Consider the following 21,319-nt stretch of genomic DNA (forward strand, 5'->3'; position numbering starts at 1 on the left):
GGTATGTGACTAATTTCGCATTAATTGACCGTGCTTTTTCTGCATACTTCGTAAGCAAAAAGTTAGTAAATCCTTATCAAATAATGACGGTCAATTCTCGCTTTAAAAGGAAAGCTCAAAAATTAAGGTGCAATCATAATGATGAAAAAAATGCTACTGGGGGTAGCCTTCCTGATATGGAGTCAGGGAGCATTAGCAAGCAGGCCCTACATTGAATATCAATATCAATACACTCAGCCTAACGGTGATGTTGTTACTATTATCGCTAACGGGGATGACTATTTCGCAGAGCAGCACGCTTTAACCGGCGAACTGGTGATGTACGACGAAACCGCTGGTGGTATGGTATACGCCACGGTTAATGAAGCACGAACCAAGCTGATATCAACGGGGGAGCTGGTAAAGTCCAGTGACTATGACCCTTTCGGTAACCGTTATATCCGACGTCGCGGCATGTCAACCGAGTCAAAAGAAGAAGAGTCCAGCGAAAGCAAGGATACAAAACTTGGCTCGGAAACCGAGCAGAAAAGCGTTAGCTTACTGTCCCCCATGGAGCAGGCAAAGCAAAGAGCCTCTTTAGCTTCCGGAGCTGTTCGCGGCCTGACCATTATAGTCCAGTTCCCGGACGAAGCTGGCAGCATGACACAATCTCAGGTCGATAGCTTTCTTAACGATCTAAACTACACAGAGTTTGGCAACGATTCATCCATTCGAGGCTATTTCCAGGCTGTTTCTGGTGGCAAACTGGATTACACCAATACGGTAACTCGTTACTACACCGCAAAACATGAGAAGTCTTACTATACGGATGATAACTACCAGTCACACATACGAGGGCGTGAATTAACTCTGGAAGCCCTGAACTGGCTGGAGAATACAGAAGGTTTCGACTTTTCAACGCTGACCACCGATGACAACGGCCGTATCATGGGACTGAATGTCCTTTATGCAGGTGAAACAGATAGCGCCTGGTCACGAGGGCTGTGGCCCCATATGGCACGATTAGAGCCTGGCTTCTGTGCTGACAATGTTTGCACTGATCGATACCAGATATCAAATATGGGGAATGAACTGAAGATTGGCGTCTTTGCTCATGAAACCGGTCACCTGTTAGCTCGTTGGCCTGATTTATATGATTATGACGGTTCTTCCAATGGCTCAGTTGCTGGTTTTGGTCTAATGGGTGTGGGCTCTGTTGGTGAGCACACGATAACCAAGCCTGTACCGCCTAATGGTTTCTTTCGTTATCTTGCAGGCTGGGACTCAGTGATTGAACTTAATCCTGAACTTAATGCAGAAGCCCCCCAAGGTGAATTGAGTCATACCTCTGAGAGTCATAGTTTATATCGCTGGTCTAACCCACAACGTCAAAATGAAGCTTTCTATATTGAAAATATCCACCAAAGCGGTCAAAACGAATACCAGCCTGATTCAGGTCTAGCCATCTGGCATATCGACCCTGATGGTAATAATAACAATGAATGGCTTCCTTTCGTACAGCTGGAGCACGCCGATGGTAACCGAGATCCTGAAAATAAGTTAAACCATGGCGACAATACCGACTTATTTGAATCAGGCAGTTTTGACGATACAACACCTAACAGCGACACAGCCGCAGGGACTAACTCCAGGTGGTCAGATGGTAGCCATTCAGGCTTATCGATTAAGGAAATCAATGCCTTAGGTTTAACGGCCAGCTTCCAGGCTGGTGATGAAGTAGCTATTGAAGAGTACTATTCCGGCTACCTTTATCATCACGAAGTTCAGATCCAACCTGATGGCAGTTGGTTCTACTATGATGGAGGAACCATTGGCCTTGAGCTGTCGGGCCCCAGCAATGCCGACTTTGATATGCGACTAGAGCAATGGGATGGCTACGACTGGGTTCTGGTTGGTATCTCTCAATCCTACAGCTCAGAAGAATCTATCAACTACACTGCTAACGCCGGCTACTATAGAGTAAGAGTCTACTCCTACTCCGGCTCCGGTTATTATCAATTAAAGTTAACTAAGTAAACTTTCGATAAGGCCCGCTCTACGCGGGCTTTTTACTGATTACAGATACAAAGAATGCCACATAAAGCGGCATTCTTTTAAATCTGGTAGTTGACAAAAATGCTCCTGCCTTTCTTACACTCCCACCAACCATAGTGGTCGCAAGTGGATGACCCGGGCTGTCAGCTCTCGCCCTTCGGGTCAGACTGAAGTCTGCTCAAAGTGCTTCGCACTTTGTTAAACCACCTTCGGTGGTTCTCATCCGTATATATCAAATACAAAAAAGCCGTGACAAGCACGGCTTTTTAGATATTTGGTAGTCGCGAGTGGATTCGAACCACCGACCCCCACCATGTCAAGGTGGTGCTCTAACCAACTGAGCTACGCGACTATTTTGAGTGCGGGAATTCTACCACAACCTTATCGTCTTGCAAGTAGAAATTCTTATAATATAGAGTATGCCCCTTATAGTAGTTTGCAGCACTTTCTTCTCAAAAAAAAGCGAAACTTTTTCAGTATGAAATCAGAATAACTGTGTAGATGAATCATGTACGAAGCAAAGTTTGCTAAGTATAAAATTGGAATGATGCCTGAACTGGTATTAAAAACGCGATCAAAGATCGTTACCTTTTTTCATAGCTATAATAGTTTCATCGTTCACCGACGCCTTATCACAAAGCAAATCGGAGAATTTCTCAGTGGGGCTAAAGTCAGTTGGTAAAGCTCCAAGAATCTCTCGGATAACCTGGTAATCTTTATTTTGACAAGCAATTTTTAACTTAATCAGGTACTTGTCGAGTTCTTCCCAAGGTAAAAACCTCTCTCTAGCCGTCATAACTCGCGGATGAACCGTACCTTCAACATTAGAACCGACCAATAGCTCTTCGTATAACTTTTCTCCAGGTCTTAATCCGGTAAATTTGATACTGATTTCACCATCTGGGTTTTCTTCAGTTTTTAACTCAAGCCCCATTAGCAGTATTAGCTTTTCAGCAAGTTCAACAATTTTCACAGGCTCCCCCATATCTAGGACGAATACATCTCCTCCTTTAGCCATTGCACCTGCCTGGATCACGAGCTGTGCAGCTTCTGGTATTGTCATAAAATAGCGTGTTATACCGGGATGAGTCACCGTTAGTGGACCACCGTTCCTAATTTGCTTTTTGAATAAGGGAACAACCGAGCCCGATGAGCCAAGGACATTTCCAAACCGCACGATAGAGAAACAAATGTCTCTTTCTTTCGAGGCTAAACCTTGAAGCACTAATTCAGCAACTCTTTTAGTCGCCCCCATAACGTTAGTAGGCCGAACTGCTTTATCTGTAGATATTAGTACAAAACTATTTACGCCGGCCTCAACTGCTGCCATTGCGGTATTGAGGGTGCCAAAAATATTGTTGTTGATGCCCTCTAGAACATTTAGTTCAACCATGGGGACATGTTTGTAAGCGGCAGCATGGTAAATTGTATCTACCTTGAAGTGGCTCATAACGGATTGAAGACGAAATCTATCGCAAACGGAGCCAAGGATCGGCTTAATCTGCACACTCAAACAGTTATTATCACAAAAGGTATGAAGCTCTTCCTCAATTGCATAAAGACTATATTCTGATACTTCATATAGAATTAAAACTAAAGGCTCTAAGTTTACTATCTGACGACATAACTCAGAACCAATAGAGCCTCCTGCTCCAGTTACCATTACAACATTGCTACTTATATCTTTCTCAAGTAATTCCGAAATAGGAGGAACAGGGTCTCTCCCTAATAAGTCTTCGATATCAACATTCTGAAATTCGTCAATTTTCATTTTCCCGGATACGATATCTGCCATACCAGGGATGGTCTGGACAGCTACTCCAGCTCTTTCAATTTTACTAATAATATTTTTTCTTTCTGCTCTTGAAATACTTGGAACCGCTAGTAATACCTTATCAATACTCTTATCAGAGACCAGCTCTTTTAATTTTGACGAATCAAAAATTTTTATGCCCTGGATAGAAGCACCCTCGAGACTTTTGTCATCATCAATGAATGCCATAGGGAAATACTCACCTCCACTCATCAATGAAGTTGCCAGTTGTCGACCAGCAGAGCCTGCACCATAAATAAGAACGCGCTTTTTATGTATATTTAATCGACTACTAAAATAAGAGGTTATAATAAGCCTGAGTCCACCCAAAGTTGTACAAAGTAAGAGTGCGAAAATGATTGATGTAGCAACGCCGGCATATGTCGTGGATAAAATTAAGCCACTAACAAAACACAACACACCCGCAAGGAGGGAGCTTATTGCTGTGGTTATTAGAACATTTAAACTGACGAAACGTGTTACTTCTCGGTACAAGTTAAAAATATATAACAGAACAATAGTACTAAGCAGCACCGCTGCATAATGGAAAATATTCAGAATACCAAGGTCAAATATAATGTTATTTCGCGATAAGCCCACAGAAAGGTAATAGGAAATAGATATTAAAATCACATCTAAGAAAAAAAGGATAAATTTTTTGGTTGAGCGCTCCAAAGTAAGGGCTTTATCAAACATCGACTCAATTAAGATCCTCATACCACTCCGCCTTTATACACGACCTAACGCAAACATTTTTTTGCTTATCCATTCAATCATTTATAACTCTATCCCCCTGCCCCTTCCCTAGAGCCGTAAACACTATATATTTAAAGTAAGCCCGAATATTTAAGCTTGTAAGCATTCTAGCATCAACTTCCGCTAGTTTCTTTGGTGTAGACATGTCTATGCCGTTAATTTGTCCTAAGCCGGTGATCCCTGGACGATACTCGAACACTCCGAGCCGATCTCGTTCATTTATTAATTCCTGCTGATTAAATAAACAGGGTCGCGGTCCAACGAGGCTCATATCTCCTTGCAGTACATTGATAAGCTGTGGCACTTCATCCAGCTTTGTTTTACGCAGGAAGGAACCAAAAGGTGTTATTAAGCTGGACTGGGCAAGGTGACTTGCCACAGACGGAGCTCCGGGGCTCATTGTTCGGAACTTCAACAAGGTAAATCGTTTTTTATATCTGCCGACCCTTTCCTGTTTAAATACTGGAGAGCCTGTATCAAAAAAACCGATCAGTACAATGAACAACAGTACTGGACTCAGTAAAACAAGACCAAGTATAGATAAAATAATATCAATGCATCGAATCACGAATATAGGGCCTGTAGTCATAATGGAGCTTTTATATTACCAGTAAGTATCGTTAACGTAGAAAAAAGTCCGAAGGTCTATCCGGTGGTACCCACTGAAGCTCGTCCTTAATTTTTTTATTACTGATACTCAGTGGGCCAAAAACCTGATTATATAGCATTCTTTGACCAAATAGTGATAAGAGGACTTTAGTAACCAGCTTCGGTACCGGAATAAGATAGCACTTTTTGCCTGACTGGCTTCGATAGTAATTACAGACCTCTCTCGTAGAGACTCCGATATCATCTGCGACATTAAAGATTTTATTTTTGGCTGCAGAATGGTGTAAACATCTTAAAATAGCAGAAACCAGGTTGTTAACACTAACCATCGTTCTCTTTTCATTAGCTAAACCAAAAGGGAGCGGCAACTTTTTACTGCATATTCTTTGTAATCTCTGTAAGTTACCCGGAGCCCCCTCACCATACACCAGTGATGGTCTAAGGATGACAAAGTCTATATTATTCTCTAAGCAAAGCTCTTTGATTAACCTTTCACCTTCCAGCTTACTTTTTGCATAAGCTACAGCAGGGTGTAACTCATGCTCCTCTGTAATCATCTCTTGCGAACTATATACACCGTAAACACCAATTGTACTGATATAAATATAACGAGATATGTTAGCCTCTTGGGCCTTATCAAACATCTCTTTAGCATAAGCTACGTTTGCTTCATAAAACTTTTCATAGGCGGATTGATTATTTGAGCTTTGGATGTGAGCCATGCCAGCTAAGTGAATAATACAATCAAAGTGCTCACTGATAACACTGTCCCTTTCGATCATTCTCTCATGACCTTTACCAGCGGTACGCTCATGAACTATAAATTTATAATCAACCGAAAAACGATCAAGAACCTTTAAGAGATGGCGTCCTACAAACCCACGAGCACCAGTAATAAGAACCTTTTTCGTGCTTAATAATTGAAGCTCAGACTCTTGCATATTTAAATACACTCACATATCCTCTAGTCCGTTTTCCCTTCCAACAGCCACTCTCTTAAGAAAACTTTCTACATTATCTTCTCTTATATAATGTTTTTTGATCATCTCTTTATTCTTGTCAGAGCGGACACTATGCAGACTTAGCTTAGTGATATGGTTGATAGCCTTAACAACTTCATTGACGTTATTCGGTTCGATAACAGTGTTATTTTCAAAGCCGGTTAAAACTTCTTTCGCCTCCCCTTTCCCACCATACAGTACGTATTTTCCTGTTGAAAGGTATTCATATAGCTTAGAAGGAATTGCTCCAGAAAACTTTTCATCTAATTGGGCATATAAAATGTGCGTATTGCTATAGTAATCAATGGCCTTTTCCCACGGCACTCTTCCAGTAAAGGTAACGTTTTTTATACCTTTACTATCACAATATGTCTGCACTCGCTCCCTGTCGGTTCCATCTCCGACTATCAAAAAATCAACATGGGGCAACAGGTACGCGGCATCGATAAGCACTGTAAGGTTTTGAGCAATACCAATATTACCGATGTAAGAAACTACAGTATCATCACTATCAACAGCACAAGCTTTATTTAATACAGTGAATTGCTCGCGACCAACTCCGTTTGGGACAAAACAAACTTTACTCTCATCAACTTTCAGTTTATTCCTAACGTATTGATATTCAGTGTTATTTGTAACAGCGACACCATCAATCATACTAATCTTAATTTTTGTTATATAGCGCGCCAATAGCTTAAATAGCCTTTGTATTAGAGATGAGTTACTCAAATACTCCCAAGTTAGGTCTCTAATATCCAGGTAAATGGTGTTGTCCTTGATTATACTCAGACGAAATAGCAGAAACATCGACGGGATAGTAACGACACAAGTGTTTATTTTTGATTGTTTCACTTTCTTTAATAATCTGCTAGCTTCTACAAACTCCTGAAATGCCCGCTTTATGAATCGTCTGCTCCTTTTTGCTCTACTGACTCTGATATGTTTAACGCCAAGCGCTCCCGACAGATCCTCGTTATCTGTTGAAAATAATGACACCTTGAAATTTTGTGACTTCATGTAAGCGATATAGGGTGCCAATCGATTCTTAACTACTGGTTCACAGCTAAGTGGATAGCTTGTAACAAAAGCGACTTCTTGATTATTGGTTTCTGGCATTATTAATTCTGATATTGGTTTCTAGATTCTGGGCGTCAACATTAATTAAAACTGTTTTTGTTGGCACTTCATGACCAAAGGAAGGATACCAGGTGGAGTCAATGATTTTGATTTTACCGCCCTCTGTACTCATACTAATTTCAGCATGTTCATCGACGGATAACAATACTGAATCCTCGGAGTTTTTTAATACTTTAATATCCGGGTGGAGTTTAAAAATAACAACACAACTCAAACCATCCTCTGAAATCTTGTCATAAATAGAAAAGCCATCTTCATGCATACTAAACCTTCTGTTATGGCTGTTCCCTTTTCTATTTAAATCCCAAAAGCCACGGATAGTACAATCAATCACACTTTCCTCAGAATTTACTGACACCTGTTCAACCTTAGATGCCTTTGCAACCCGAAAACCTCCCCAGACCTGGGATGAATTAGAATTATTAGGAATGAGAGTATTATGACTCTTTGTAGCTCTTTGAAGCTGTCGTTTAGCATCGTTTCCGTATTGCGAAATCCCGCTGTTAACAAATACCCTTTTCCCCCTCACTGAAAGTTCAAACGACAAAGTTTCTGCATGAGAATGTCCCGGCTGATATCTGGGGGATACATCACCAATATCAGCAATCAGTTTATAGAGTGGTTTGACAACAGAAATGAATCCTGAGTTTTTAAGATAAAATACGTTATCAGGTGCATTCTTTCCCCAATTAGCTTCTAACCCTAAAAGTTTAGCAAAACTCTTGATTTCTTCACCGGTTGGAGCCACACTTAGTGTTGAGTCGTTAAAAAAAGCGATCCCACCGTCCGGATGCTCCATAGCATCCATCCAGTTTAGAGCTTTAACGGCAGTTTCTTGCCATATGTTTATATGTGACTCCGTTATTAAACCTTGCGACTTTTTTGCTAAAAAGATTAAGTCCAATAAGTCCCATAGCAGTATATTGTGATACATCGGGGAGCGCTCAAAATGGCCACCATCAGGTAAAAACTGTTCTGCTACCTGCTGTTTTATGATGTTGAGCCCTAAACCAAGCAATTTACGACCAAGCTTTTCTTCTAAGAATACACCGACAAAAATCAATGCCTTGCCATTTGCAAACAAATGGTTAGCAAGCAAGTGATACTCTAACTTTCTGGCTAGCAGGTTTGACTGCTCATAAATCGACCGGTTCCAGTTTTCATTTTTAATGTTATGTCGCCAAATGTACTTACACCAATTAACTAATCTTAATGAGCTTGGATAGGGATCTAAAGCTACCGAGTGAGAGTCATGGCTGACAGTTAATATCCAGTTATCTATCAATCTTGAATAAAAGGGGACGGTTTTAGCTGATTCAGCAACATTTAAATCATCAAAATAATGTAAATTGTACAGCCATAATGCTGACGCATTAACGTCCCACTTTTTTTCTGTATTAACAAGTTTGGTTTGATTTAAAAAACTGGCATTATACTCTGAGTTCCAGCTAGCTTTTCCCCTGACAGGAAAAGATAATTGTAGGTTACGTCGAAGCACCTTACCACGGCTGCATGATTTTATTTTTGGTTTAATCAATCGATACTTTAGTTGAAACAAAATTTGCTTCAACTTTAAGTGCTTGATAGTGTGGTAATAAAGTAAGAAACGCTTCATAAGATTTTGTCTGATCTAGTTAAGAATGCTTGTAAACCTTTACGGCTCCAAGTGCTCTTTTAGAGCATCAAGCGCTATGATATAACTTCGACCAGAACCGACGACGCCCAGCTTATAAAAAACAAGAAATTGCCCCTCTTTCTTTACGTGGGGAAACATTAACTGACCATACTGGAAATACTTCATAGATAAAATATCTTTCTTGTAATGAGTTAACAATCCCCAAGGAGCGTCATTGAGACACCCCCAAAGCTGAATATAGCTAGAAGTATTAACTTCACTGGGCTCCGCAACAGTGGAAAAAAACTTATAAGATCCTAGTTTGCATCCATAAAAAACAGATGAATCGACATCAGCCAGCAGGGATACGGACGAATCATTTCTTGATATACGATAGATATGATTACTTTCGAGCGGAGTGTCAGTCGAATAATATATATACTGCTCATCGAATAGTAATTGAACCGCTCGAGCCTGCTGGTTTCCTCCGATAACTTTACTTAACTCTCGATTGGTGTACTTCCATATACCCGCCTCATCACCATAATCCCCCGTAGTAATGAAAAGCGCTCCTGTATAAGGGTCATTAAAAACACCATGGATATGCCTGACTCCTTGAAACTTATATAGGCTATAATGCTCATTACCGTCGTAGCAGAATAAGTCCATCGGCTGACGATCGCCATTGGAAGAGTAAGCGCCATATATTAATTTGTTATCCTGTACAGCAACGCATAAGGGCCTTCCCCCCTGAATGTCTTCAGGACCGGAAATAACGATACCATCTTGGTTAAACTTGTAGAGTTGTCGATTAAAAATCGCATAGAAGTAACCATCATCAGTAGCTACAAAGTGCTGCAACCCCAGCCTTAGGAGCCTACTAGCAAAATGGCTCCTTACTAATATATTTTTTGGAGGCGAAGTCTTAAATTTAGCGAATACAGTCCATGTCTTACCATTGTCATCAGAAACTTCAACTCTATCAGCTATTCCGCGGTATAACTTTCTACCGTCTATCAAGACAACTTTGCCTTCTATAGGTGATAATAAACTGTCAAAGCCCACTTTATTTTCTCGCTTTCCAATATTTATAATTCCTGATCAGCCTGTATGAACCTGCAGCAACAATACTCACTGAAACAATAAAAAACGCGAATAGCTTTTGCTTCATAGTAGCGTTTGGAACTTTAGCATTGTAATCATGCTTTTTTATAAACTGATGGTCATTATAAGTTGAGCAAAGAGCTTCAAGAGGCGTCAGACTATGTAGCCATTTTGATGTATTTGATCGATTGATAGGCTTCAATGTTTCTTTTTTCCAGTTCACCTCATCTTCTTGCACTAGCATTTTTGCAGCCTTCGTGTGATCCAGCATATCAGCAGAATAGTCCAACCCAAGATAGTTGCAAATCTGTTTTATATGCATCTCGGGCTTTGAAATTAAATCCTCATACTTAATTGAATATTGCCACTCCATCTTATCTGCTTTTTTTGCATCACCCAATTGAACTCGAGATGATACTAAATAGTTTAAAAGGCTTCGGCCTGAGGACCAGGATGCTTTTTTCTTAGAGGCAATAACATCTCTCGGATCTCTATATATATTAATAATTTTAGCGTCTGGAAAGTCTCTTTTAAGAAGCGAGACACATTCAACCAGGCGGGGATCTTTATCTAATACTACCTTACCGGTATCGGCATTGGTAAATCTTTTATAGGCTTGTAATAGCTGAATATTACCTTGGTGATTATCAATATCACCTAACTCCTCCATAAACCTGGGACAGCGCTGTAAGTTCTTATCATCTTTGAAGTTAATAGGTTCGCCACCTTTCATGTATATGAACCTTCTCAAGAAGCCTGTCTCCGGTATTGCCACAACACCAGGGTGGGATGCTATGATACTTTGCAACAAAGATGTCCCGGAACGTCCAACCCCGACAATAAACACTCTACTCATGGGTAAACCTTTCAAATACCTCGAGCTCACGACTTACCGTATTCTCCGGAGCGAAGTAAAAACCAGACATGACATTATTTTTAAGTTTGTCGTAAATACTCTTAATATTTATATCCTCAGGTCTGTCATTATTCATTAAATAGACATGGGGAAACCTGGCAAGCATCTCTTTAACTACGCTTATATCAGAGCTTATCAGTGGCATATTGTAAGTTGCCGCTTCACAAGCTAGAACACCTTGAGCGTCGTACCGAGTTGGTAATAATGCCAAATGATAATTATTGAAAAAATCAGCCAGTTTATGCTGCTCAACAAGTTGAGGTGTATGGATGACATTATCCGGTTTATCGAAATGTTTAAAGAACTGACCTTTGCCAAATATATGAAACTCAACATTTGGGTTTTGCTCTGCTATACGAACCACCAAATCAACCGCATATTTAGACTCATCAAGCTTTCGTAACGTGACTACTTTAATTTTATTGCCGAATACAGGAGGTCTATGACGGTTATCAACAAAATCATGCCACACGGGGTTAGGTATGCAGTTGTACTTACTTGGTAATAGCTTAACGCCGATATTCTTCTCATATTGATCCTTCATCCACTCACTGACAAAGATCAGGTGTGACTTATCTCCTATGACCTTGTGAATGAGTCTCTTAACAAGCTTTATCTTTGTCCAGTCATAAATAGTTTTTGATAATCGGCGTAACCAACTGGCGCTTCGATAATAATATGGCTTAGGATAATCCTTTTCAGTATAGAGTACCTCATGACCATGAAAAAAGAATACGATTTTTTTGAACTTGGCTTTCAGTATATAGAAATAGTGATTCTTGATATTTGGAGCATGACTTATGACAAGGTCATACTGTAATAAATTATAACCAGCGCTGCTCTTTGTATATACGTTGATGCCTTGATAGCTGTAATCACTTTTTGCATTAAAGTTCAGTACATCGACAGTGCAACCACGCTTTAAGTACTCCCTATTCCTGGTATGAGCCCAAGCCATACGATAAACGTCACCTTCTGAGCTATATTGCTCACACAACACTAAAATTTTCATACGAGTAGGGATTGCCCGGTAAAACAAGTATCATTCATAATTTAAAAATTCATAATCATGCTGGTAGATATCACGTATTATTGACTCTGAGTTTTTACTCAACACTACCTTGCCACTAATATCGCTTCCAGACTGGTTAATTCGTTCTAACTTACCTTTTACCCCAAGTTTTGTTAGCACAGAATTAAAGTCTTCACCTATAGACTCAAACCTGCCTATAAAATCTACTTGGCAGCTTTCCCCAACTTCTAAAAAATACAGGGTTTGCGGCCAAAACATAGGGGTGTAAATATAATGCTGCTTATCAGCTATAAACTCGCAGAAGTCGTCAGCAGACATTTTATATTGGTTAATAATATTGAAAAAGTACTCGTCGGTGCTTCTCTGATTCCCACCACTCTTGTAATAGCGGAAAGCAGATTCAAACCTTGTTACCGGGTTTCTAACGAAAGTAAACTTAAAATACTTTTCAAACTTACTAGAATTCGCCACTTTATATTCCCTATATGTAGCATGATCCCGAGAACCATTATGTCCCAAAGCCCTTAAAATGGAAGTTCCAGCAACCTTCGGAATATGGATAAAGATACACTTATGTCGCGAGGTATATCGTCTATAGGGATACGGATCAATTCTATCTCGTATAAAACTCTTGCCCGCTCTGAGAAGGGCCAACTGTCTCTGACTTGACTTGCTTTTAATATAATCTTTCAGGCTCACAGTAACACCCTATACTGGCAATGTAGTGAAACCAAGCTTACGCTTGGCAATTATTAGTCCAATAAGGTTTGATGCGATATTAACCGCCGCTATAAAAATCGCGGCCCCCAAACCTCCCCCATAAACCACAACAGGTATGATTAAAACTAAGGTTACCGCACCTGTGCTCATCACTAGCTTCCTGACATAATTTTGATTTCCCGTCATATTCAAGGAAACTAGGACTGATCCTGTGAATACGTTAAATAACTGGCCTATAACGAATACTTTCAGCATTAAAGCACCAGCAATGTATTCTTCTCCAAATAAAGCTAGAACCTGAGTAGAAGCAAAAAATAAAATCGAAGATGGTATTAATGCTATCAGGAACATCATTAACGAGGATTTTTTTGCCAACATCTTCAATTTTTTCATTTGGTTAGTATAACTATAGCTTGCAAACTTCGGGCCTAAAAAACTGTTAAATACTATTAGTATAAAATTTACCAGCATTGCTATACGTAAACTGGTTGTTAACAAACCCACTTCTTCGCTTTCGCCTAGCGCGCCCAGGACCAGGACAACTCCCCACTGAGTAATAAAGGAAGACATTTGAATCCAGCCGAAATCTCTTTTGACATTTTTATCAATATCAGTGTTGCCATCAATATTCTTAAAAGCCTTAAAACCGTAAGGAACCACTAAAGCTAATATGATCGATAATAAAATAACGAGGGCTACGTTAAAAGATATCACACCAAATGGCCAAAGCAGTATGAGTATTAGCGTTGTAACTAGCGATACACCTCCCTGCTCCCAAAGAGGTGCTATTAAATGCCGCTCTGATGCTCTATGTAAAGCTGCTATTAGCATCAGTAAACCATAAAAAGGTGCTATCAATATAAAGACTGACGAGGCCTGAATTGTTAACAGCTCCAGAGCAGGAACTAAAAAATAAATAAGAATGGGACTTAAGACTACAGTGAGAAGGAGCCCTCTTTTGAGGACGTATTTAAAAAGATGTGAAAAAATGCCCGACAGACTACGGAAATCAGCCTGACTGTAATAATAGCCACCCTCCCGTAACAATAGTTGATCAGCCCCGTAGCGGAAGACTACCGATAGCCCTGCCAGCAGAACCAGTAAAGTGACAAAGTTGCCAACCTCAGCAAGAGTTAGGTGTTGCGCCAAAACCCACTGTAGTACTATTGCTCCGGACATAGCAATAGCTTTACTAAGTCCAGTCGGTATGGCTTTTAAAAGAAGGGAGACAGATTTACTCAAACTACAGAATCTTCTTCATTGATTACACAGCTTGTTGTAGGGCCATATACCTTCTGAATCGGCCTCTTCCTTAGGGTCAGCGTACTTACATTGGACATAAATACTTTTGTTGTTCCTCGCTATTATCGACACGACTAATTGAATTTAGAGCAAATATATCCAATCTGAGCTGATGACAGGTAAGCTACCGCTCCTGGGTTTCGGCTCCCACAGTGCCAGACTAGGTTGTCGGTTATTTATACAACAAAGTATATAGGTGTCACATACATTTGATAAGGTACTAGAGTAATTTTCTTATTAATCTGAGTTCTTAAACGACAGAAGCAGACTTATCTAATGAACTTACTCTGCCGCAAATAACCTATCACTTCTTCGGCCAAAATTTCTACAGGTTTTCCATCAGTCCTTAGATGAATTTCTGCCTTGTCCGGCTTCTCATAGGGCGAGTCCAGACCAGTAAAATTCTTAATTTCACCTAAGCGAGCTTTTTTATATAACCCTTTAGGATCCCGCTGCTCGCAGACTTCTAGTGGCGTATCCACAAAAACTTCGACAAACTGCCCATCTTGGAACAAGTCACGAACTTGCTGCCTATCCGCTCGAAACGGCGAGATAAATGCAGACAGAACGATAAGTCCTGAATCTGTAAATAGCTTCGCCACCTCTCCGATTCGTCGAATATTCTCTACTCGATCAGAATCATTAAAAGTCAGATCCTTATTTAAGCCATGCCTGACATTATCGCCATCCAATAAATAACTGTGGTTATTATTCTCAAACAAAAGGCTTTCAACGGCATTAGCTACCGTTGACTTTCCCGAACCCGACAGCCCTGTGAACCATAAGACGCAAGGTTTTTGTTGTTTTTGCTGACAACGATCCTGATGACTGACTTGATGCTGATGCCAAACGATATTTTCGCTCACACTCACCTCTTCCTGTAATTAAGTTATAAAAGGAAACACTATCGGTATCATAATTAAGGCCACCACTGAAAAACAGAGTGAAACCAACCAACCTACTTTAGCAAAATCTGAAAACTTCATATGCCCAGCATTCATCACCATCAGGTTGGTCTGATAACCAAAAGGACTGATAAAACTGGCCGAAGCACCGTAAGCTACTGCCATGACAAATGGCATATAGCTAACACCGAGTGACTCCGCTATACCATAAGCCAGGGGGAACATTAGGGCTGCCGCCGCATTATTCGTTACAATCTCAGTAATTAACCAGGTTAGCAAATAACAAATAATAAATGCCCAATAGACACCCACATAATCTTGTGCCGAATCGACTGACAATAAGCTCCGTACAAGCGTTGATAGCAGCTGAGCCGCTCCGACCTGATTAAAAACATCGGCAATAGCCAAGGCCGCAGAAATAACCAACCAGATTTCCAGTGGCAAACGTCGCCGGACCTCCGTGGGAGTTAATACTTTAGCTGCAAACATGCCCATTAAATAGATCAGCAAACCGCTTAGTAGATTAACGACATTAAATGCCGCTAATACGATAACCCCGATAAAGCCACCAAATGCCAACAACTCTTTTTTCTTTTCCAGTTGTGGCTCCAGTGCTTTTTTGTCTAAAAGAATAAAGTTTCTTTCTATATTCGGGCGTTTATAAAAATCTCGGCCAATTGCTAGTACCAGCTTATCCCCAGCTCTCAACTCCAAATTAGAAATTGAGGCTGGCAACCTCATACCATTTCGACCAACGGCAACCACAGCAGCATCGAAGTGAGCCCTGAAACTGCTCTGCTTTAAAGTTCGCCCAATTAAGGTCGAATTTGGGCTGACAATAACTTCCTTCAGGTGCTTATCCAGTAAGCCAGTACTATCAGCGAAGACAGATAGTCCGTTAATATTTGCTAATTGTTTAGCTTGAGTCACATCACCCGAAAAAATAAGTTGATCACCGGACTGTAACACCTCAGAAGGATCTGGCATGGATAAAACATCGTGTGCTCGAACAATTTCTACTAATGACAATCCAGTTAAAGAGGACAACCCTGACTGCTGCAAACTCGAACCAGCAAGCTCGCTCCCTTCTTCAACACTCGCTTCCAAGAAATATTCTTTACTGATCTCATTCGGTATTGAACTACCGCTGATCCAATAGCTGGAAATAATGACAGCGATACCTGCTACAAACAAAATGCATATACCAACAGGAAAAAAGTCAAAGAAACCAAAGCCTTTCTCACCGTAATCGACCAGGAAACTGTTAACAATAAGATTGGTAGAAGTCCCTATCAGGGTCAATGTCCCACCGAGAATGGCGAAGAAAGATAGTGGAATAAGCAACCGTTTAGCCGGGTGACTTCGATTTGTTCGGACGGTACTCATCAACGAGGCAACAACAGCCGTATTGTTTAAGAAAGCAGAGCTGATAGCCACCATACCGCCCATTTTAAATAAAGTGACCAACTGACTGCGGCTGAACAAGTGGCGGCTGATCCATACTAGAATGCGTGTTTTTTCCAGTGCTAACGAGCTAACCAGAAGCAGAACAAGCGTTAATACGGCCGGATTTACGGCATGGCTAAACATCCTCTCCGAACTGACAAAGCCGGGAAAGTATAAAGCCAGGGCAGCTAATGAAAAAAGCCATGCGGGCCGAGCGATATTAATTATCAGCCCACCAAGCATGGCTAATATCACAGCTGCAACATAAAGTTGCGCCAGATCCATTCAGTTAACTTTTCGTTATATCTTTTGCACCCCAGTGTGGGAAGTGTTTACGAACAAGCTGGTTAAACTCAATCTCAAACTCACTGTACTCATGAGGCGATACATCATCGGCCGAATCCGTCAACGCTTCTTCAATCATACCAGCGCCAACCGTAACATTGGTTAAACGGTCGATAACAATAAAAGCACCCGTCTTATGATTCGTTCGATAGTCATCAAACATCACCTTTTCGTTAACCGACAGATCAACCAAACCAATCTCGTTAAGTTCTAATTGCCCGGCAGCGTGTTCCGCCATCGTATTAACATCAATACGGTGATGGATTTCATCAAACTCAGCCGTCGTCAGCTTACTATTAAATTTCACGTAATATTCGCGATGTGCTGTTAATGGTTTCTCGTGCATCCAGACCACTTTGGCGCGCATACGATTGGACACATGTGGCAAGTTGTCCTTCTTAACGATCATGTCACCGCGGCTGATATCAATCTCATCATTTAAAGTCAGGGTCACAGCAGCCGGAGCAGACGCCTCCTCAAGCTCGCCATCAAAAGTCACTATCGACTCAATCTTAGCCAGCTTGCCCGAAGGCATTGCACGAATGGTATCGCCTTTAGCGATAGTGCCTGAAGCAATGGTTCCGGCAAAGCCACGGAAATCCAAGTGTGGGCGATTGACATACTGCACCGGGAAGCGAAAATCGGTCAGATTAATATCGCTGGCGATCTCCGTCGTTTCCAGATAATGCATTAATGGCGAACCACGGAACCACTTCATGTTCTCACTCGGGTTAACCACATTATCACCATCTAAAGCTGAAATAGGGACAAAGCGGATATCAGGAATATCCAGCGAGCCGGCCAACTCAAGATACTGATCTTGAATGTTTTTGTAGGTTTCTTGCGAGTAATCCACCAGATCCATTTTATTCACCGCCACGATAACGTGCTTAATGCCCAGTAATGAGCACAAAAAGCTGTGACGGCGGGTCTGTGTTTGTACGCCATGACGAGCATCAACCAATATGATTGCTAAGTCAGACGTGGACGCACCTGTCACCATGTTACGCGTATACTGCTCATGTCCCGGCGTATCGGCGATAATAAATTTTCGTTTATCGGTAGAGAAGTAGCGATAGGCTACATCAATCGTAATCCCCTGCTCACGCTCAGACTGCAAGCCATCGACTAACAGCGCCAGGTCGACTTTATCGCCTGTTGTACCAGACTTTTTACTATCTTCAGTAACCGCAGCCAACTGATCTTCAAAGATCATCTTACTGTCGTGCAATAAACGACCAATCAGAGTACTTTTCCCATCATCCACGCTACCGCAGGTGATGAACCTTAATAACTCTTTATTCTCGTGCTGCTCTAAATAAGCCAGAATATCGTTTTCAATTAGAGGTGATGCGTGCGACATTAGAAGTACCCCTCGATTTTCTTTTTCTCCATGGAACCCGCGCTATCGTGGTCAATCACACGGCCTTGACGCTCTGATGTTTTAGTCAAAAGCATTTCCTGAATAATCGCAGGAAGAGTATCTGCATCAGACTCGACTGCCCCCGTCAACGGGTAGCAGCCTAAAGTACGGAAGCGAACCTTCTTCATCATCGGTTTCTCACCGTCCTCCAGCGGCATACGCTCATCATCAACCATGATTAAAGTGCCGTCACGCTCCACCACTGGGCGCTCTTTAGCAAAGTAAAGATCTGGAATCGGTATTTTTTCCAAATAGATATATTGCCAAATATCCAGTTCTGTCCAGTTCGACAAAGGGAAAACACGAATACTCTCACCTTTATGTACCTTACCGTTAAAGATATTCCACAATTCCGGGCGTTGGTTTTTCGGATCCCAGCGGTGTTTTTTGTCACGGAAAGAATAAACCCGCTCTTTGGCTCGGGTCTTTTCCTCATCGCGACGCGCCCCACCAAAAGCCGCATCAAACTGGTAATGATCCAAGGCCTGCTTTAGACCTTGTGTTTTCATAATATCCGTATGAGTCGCACTACCATGCTCAAACGGACTAATATTCATTTCCAAGCCATCTGGGTTTTTATGTACCAAAAGCTCAAAACCATAGTCTTTCGCCATTTGATCACGGAAGGCAATCATTTCCTTGAACTTCCACGTTGTATCAACGTGGAGCAAAGGGAAAGGAATTTTTCCAGGCGCAAACGCCTTCCGCGCCAAGTGTAATAATACAGACGAATCCTTACCCACAGAGTAAAGCATTACGGGTTTATCAAACTCAGCGATGACTTCTCGCATGATTTGAATGGACTCGTACTCTAACTGCTTTAAGTGGGTTAAAGCTTGATTACTCATGATAAAACCTAAATTATTAAGGGTACTGAAACTTCTCTTGTAAAGGTGACAATTTTAGTAAAAACCACGCCATCTTGATAGTTAAATTAGTTCTTTTTTATTCTGATTTTGCATATTCTGCCTAAAGTCGGTTGGTTAAGTGCATATAGGCATACTTAACTAAGATAAACTGCCTAAATATTCGTTTAGGCTCAGACAGTAATCGATATAACCATTCCAAATTTAGCCTTTGAAATACTTCCGGAGCTCTCTTAGCCTCACCAACAAACACATCGTATGACCCACCAACACCCATATAAAAAGCTTCGGGGTAAACCTCCCTTAATCGAGCGATTAACTTCTCCTGCTGAGGAGAGCCCATAGCAACAGTTACTATATCAGGTCTTAAATTCTGTAAATCCCGTGCTATTTCTGACTCTTCCTTAAAGTATCCATTCTTCCGGTTTAACTTTTTTAAGTTAAACTCCCCACGTAGTTTTTCAGCCGCTTTCCTATTTACCTCTTCCTTAGCACCAAGCAAATATACATGCTTGTCCGTTCGAGCCGCATCGTGCATTAACTCCACCCATAAGTCACAACCTGGAATTCTAGCGCTATTAACACCCTTTTTTTTCAAGGTCTTAACTATGGCTATTCCATCTGCATATAAAATAGTCGCAGACCTTAGGATATTATGAAACTCGTCATTATCAATGGTCATTAAGGCTTTCTCAGCATTAATGGCGACAGCAAAGCCAGGCTTACTGCCAATGGTTTTGACAGCCTCAGTCATACTTTTGAAGGGTGTGACAGGAAGCCCCCCTACCTGACACGTGTTTGTATTATCCGGCACGCTTAACCTCTTAGGCGTTACTAACAGTGAAAATTATCTGCCCTTTATATTATATTTGGGGCTTTAACAGGAAACTTTTATAGCTAGTTTGCCCGGTTGAGCAAAATTCTGGGCTAACGCTCCTCTTTTAAGTGAACCGAAGCATTTTGATAGTTTACTTCTTCTTCCATAAACAGTACTTAGTTGCTGTTCAAAGTATACTTTATCTAGATAATAGCTTTTTTTGACCTAGTACACTTTCAGTTAGAATTATACATGCTATAATCCGCTCGCGAAACCGCCAATAATAATTTAACTTTCATCATCTTATGGACATACCAAACCACGCATTATTACAAGCAGAAGGATTTGTAGCTTTAGTAGTAGTTTTAGCTACGATACCCATTTTAAGACGTTTTGCTCCAAAGCTCGGTTTAGTAGATCATCCCGGTGGTAGAAAAAGACAATGCACGCCAACACCCTTGGTTGGCGGCGTAGCTGTATTTATCGCCTTACTTATTGTCTTACTTGACGGCGACCTCTACTTACAATACCCGGGGTTCACTACTGGTATAACCTCTCTTTTCGTTATAGGATTACTCGACGATAGACATGATCTAGGTGCAGAACTTCGGTTTGTTGCTCAGGCAGTGATTGTTTCTGTTGCGTTAAGCATGGATGGAATATGGCTTGAGTCAATAGGAAGCTACACCGGAACACAATTTGAGCTAGGCATTTTAAAATATCCGATAACGGTGCTCTCAGTGTTAGGCGTTATCAATGCAATTAATATGCTCGACGGATTAGACGGTTTAGCATCAGGAGTTGTCGCTCTTACCCTATTTTTTATACTTGGCTTCTCCATTGAAAGCCAGAGCTCCATAATAACATTGTCCAGTACATTATTAGGGGCAACTCTAGGTTTTTGGCTCTATAACTATAGATTTCCATGGAGAACTAGAGCGAGCGTTTTCATGGGTGACTCAGGAACAATTCTCCTAGGTTTTGCGCTCCCATACATAGCTATAAATTTAACACTCCCAAGCAAAACAACCATAGCTCTAGAGCCGGCCTACCTTTTATGGTTATTCGCTCTCCCCCTATGGGATATTACAACCGTTCTTATTAAACGTGTCAAGGCTGGTAGATCACCCTTTTTAGCGGGCAGGGATCATATTCATCATATTTTACTCAGTCACAACTTAAGTGTGAGACAGACAGTTTTATTAATTTACTGTATTAGTCTGCTAGCTTTATCTCTCGGCACCTCGTTGCACTACTTCAAATTTGGCTCAATAGGTCTTTATACTATTTTCTTATTAACATTATATATCTATGTTAAGCTTGTATACCGATTTGAAGGTAAGCTGATGTCTCAATCTGCCGAAGTTATAGACTTCAAAGCTGCTACCGATGCAAAGAAAGATAAACTAAATAAGAAGATTTAAAGCCAAAGTAATTGCATTTTCAGATTACCTTCTAACAACCGAGGTGGTTCAGA

General features: G+C 41.0%; 17 protein-coding genes and 1 tRNA gene. 2 read left to right on the plus strand and 16 right to left on the minus strand.

The annotated features are described in order from the left end of the window. Positions 1–138 precede the first annotated feature (138 nt). On the plus strand, positions 139–2,016 hold the full coding sequence (locus H7708_RS04370) for a M6 family metalloprotease domain-containing protein (RefSeq protein ID WP_223669253.1): 1,878 nt from the start codon (positions 139–141) through the stop codon (positions 2,014–2,016). A gap of 293 nt (positions 2,017–2,309) precedes the next feature. Here H7708_RS04370 and H7708_RS04375 read toward each other — a convergent pair. The 16 genes from H7708_RS04375 to H7708_RS04450 form a co-directional block, all read right to left on the minus strand. After that, a tRNA-Val gene (locus H7708_RS04375) sits at positions 2,310–2,386 on the minus strand. A 222-nt stretch (positions 2,387–2,608) separates the two neighbouring features. Beyond that, positions 2,609–4,543: a polysaccharide biosynthesis protein gene (locus H7708_RS04380; RefSeq protein ID WP_223669254.1), complete on the minus strand. Its 1,935-nt coding sequence runs from the start codon at positions 4,541–4,543 to the stop codon at positions 2,609–2,611. A 73-nt stretch (positions 4,544–4,616) separates the two neighbouring features. Further along, a complete protein-coding gene (locus H7708_RS04385; RefSeq protein WP_223669255.1) occupies positions 4,617–5,192 on the minus strand; it encodes a sugar transferase in 576 nt (191 codons plus the stop codon). Positions 5,193–5,223: 31 nt separating this feature from the next. Continuing rightward, on the minus strand, positions 5,224–6,165 hold the full coding sequence (locus H7708_RS04390; protein ID WP_223669256.1) for an NAD-dependent epimerase/dehydratase family protein: 942 nt from the start codon (positions 6,163–6,165) through the stop codon (positions 5,224–5,226). Then, the gene (locus tag H7708_RS04395) at positions 6,166–7,329 is read right to left on the minus strand and encodes a glycosyltransferase (protein WP_223669257.1); all 1,164 of its coding nucleotides are present in this window, start codon (positions 7,327–7,329) and stop codon (positions 6,166–6,168) included. Next, the gene (locus H7708_RS04400; protein WP_223669258.1) at positions 7,313–8,965 is read right to left on the minus strand and encodes an alginate lyase family protein; all 1,653 of its coding nucleotides are present in this window, start codon (positions 8,963–8,965) and stop codon (positions 7,313–7,315) included. The genes H7708_RS04395 and H7708_RS04400 overlap by 17 nt, the downstream gene beginning before the upstream one ends. Before the next feature lie 39 nt (positions 8,966–9,004). Continuing rightward, positions 9,005–9,826, minus strand: a complete 822-nt coding sequence (locus H7708_RS04405; RefSeq protein ID WP_223669259.1) for a hypothetical protein — start codon at positions 9,824–9,826, stop codon at positions 9,005–9,007. Between the two features lie 205 nt (positions 9,827–10,031). Continuing rightward, entirely contained in the window at positions 10,032–10,925 is an 894-nt protein-coding gene (locus H7708_RS04410; RefSeq protein WP_223669260.1) for a sulfotransferase family protein, read from the minus strand. Next, positions 10,918–11,997, minus strand: coding sequence for a glycosyltransferase family 4 protein (locus H7708_RS04415; protein WP_223669261.1), 1,080 nt, complete (start codon positions 11,995–11,997; stop codon positions 10,918–10,920). The genes H7708_RS04410 and H7708_RS04415 overlap by 8 nt, the downstream gene beginning before the upstream one ends. A 30-nt stretch (positions 11,998–12,027) precedes the next feature. Next, complete coding sequence (locus tag H7708_RS04420; RefSeq protein ID WP_223669262.1) at positions 12,028–12,717, minus strand: sulfotransferase family 2 domain-containing protein; 690 nt, start codon at positions 12,715–12,717, stop codon at positions 12,028–12,030. Positions 12,718–12,726: 9 nt separating this feature from the next. Then, entirely contained in the window at positions 12,727–13,980 is a 1,254-nt protein-coding gene (locus H7708_RS04425; protein ID WP_223669263.1) for a lipopolysaccharide biosynthesis protein, read from the minus strand. A 329-nt stretch (positions 13,981–14,309) separates the two neighbouring features. Next, the gene (cysC, locus tag H7708_RS04430) at positions 14,310–14,906 is read right to left on the minus strand and encodes an adenylyl-sulfate kinase (protein ID WP_223669264.1); all 597 of its coding nucleotides are present in this window, start codon (positions 14,904–14,906) and stop codon (positions 14,310–14,312) included. 18 nt (positions 14,907–14,924) lie between these two features. Beyond that, on the minus strand, positions 14,925–16,676 hold the full coding sequence (locus H7708_RS04435) for an SLC13 family permease (protein WP_223669265.1): 1,752 nt from the start codon (positions 16,674–16,676) through the stop codon (positions 14,925–14,927). Between the two features lie 4 nt (positions 16,677–16,680). After that, positions 16,681–18,099 (minus strand): sulfate adenylyltransferase subunit CysN, encoded by a 1,419-nt coding sequence (cysN, locus tag H7708_RS04440; protein WP_223669266.1) that lies wholly within the window; start codon positions 18,097–18,099, stop codon positions 16,681–16,683. Further along, a complete protein-coding gene (gene cysD, locus H7708_RS04445; protein WP_223669267.1) occupies positions 18,099–19,007 on the minus strand; it encodes a sulfate adenylyltransferase subunit CysD in 909 nt (302 codons plus the stop codon). The genes cysN and cysD overlap by 1 nt, the downstream gene beginning before the upstream one ends. Positions 19,008–19,128: 121 nt before the next feature. Further along, the gene (locus H7708_RS04450) at positions 19,129–19,707 is read right to left on the minus strand and encodes a WecB/TagA/CpsF family glycosyltransferase (protein ID WP_223669268.1); all 579 of its coding nucleotides are present in this window, start codon (positions 19,705–19,707) and stop codon (positions 19,129–19,131) included. Between the two features lie 440 nt (positions 19,708–20,147). Here H7708_RS04450 and H7708_RS04455 point away from each other — a divergent pair, with 440 nt between their 5' ends. Beyond that, the gene (locus tag H7708_RS04455; RefSeq protein WP_223669269.1) at positions 20,148–21,266 is read left to right on the plus strand and encodes a glycosyltransferase family 4 protein; all 1,119 of its coding nucleotides are present in this window, start codon (positions 20,148–20,150) and stop codon (positions 21,264–21,266) included. Positions 21,267–21,319: the final 53 nt, after the last annotated feature.

The organism is Kangiella shandongensis, from assembly GCF_020005365.1.
Lineage (GTDB): Bacteria > Pseudomonadota > Gammaproteobacteria > Enterobacterales > Kangiellaceae > Kangiella > Kangiella shandongensis.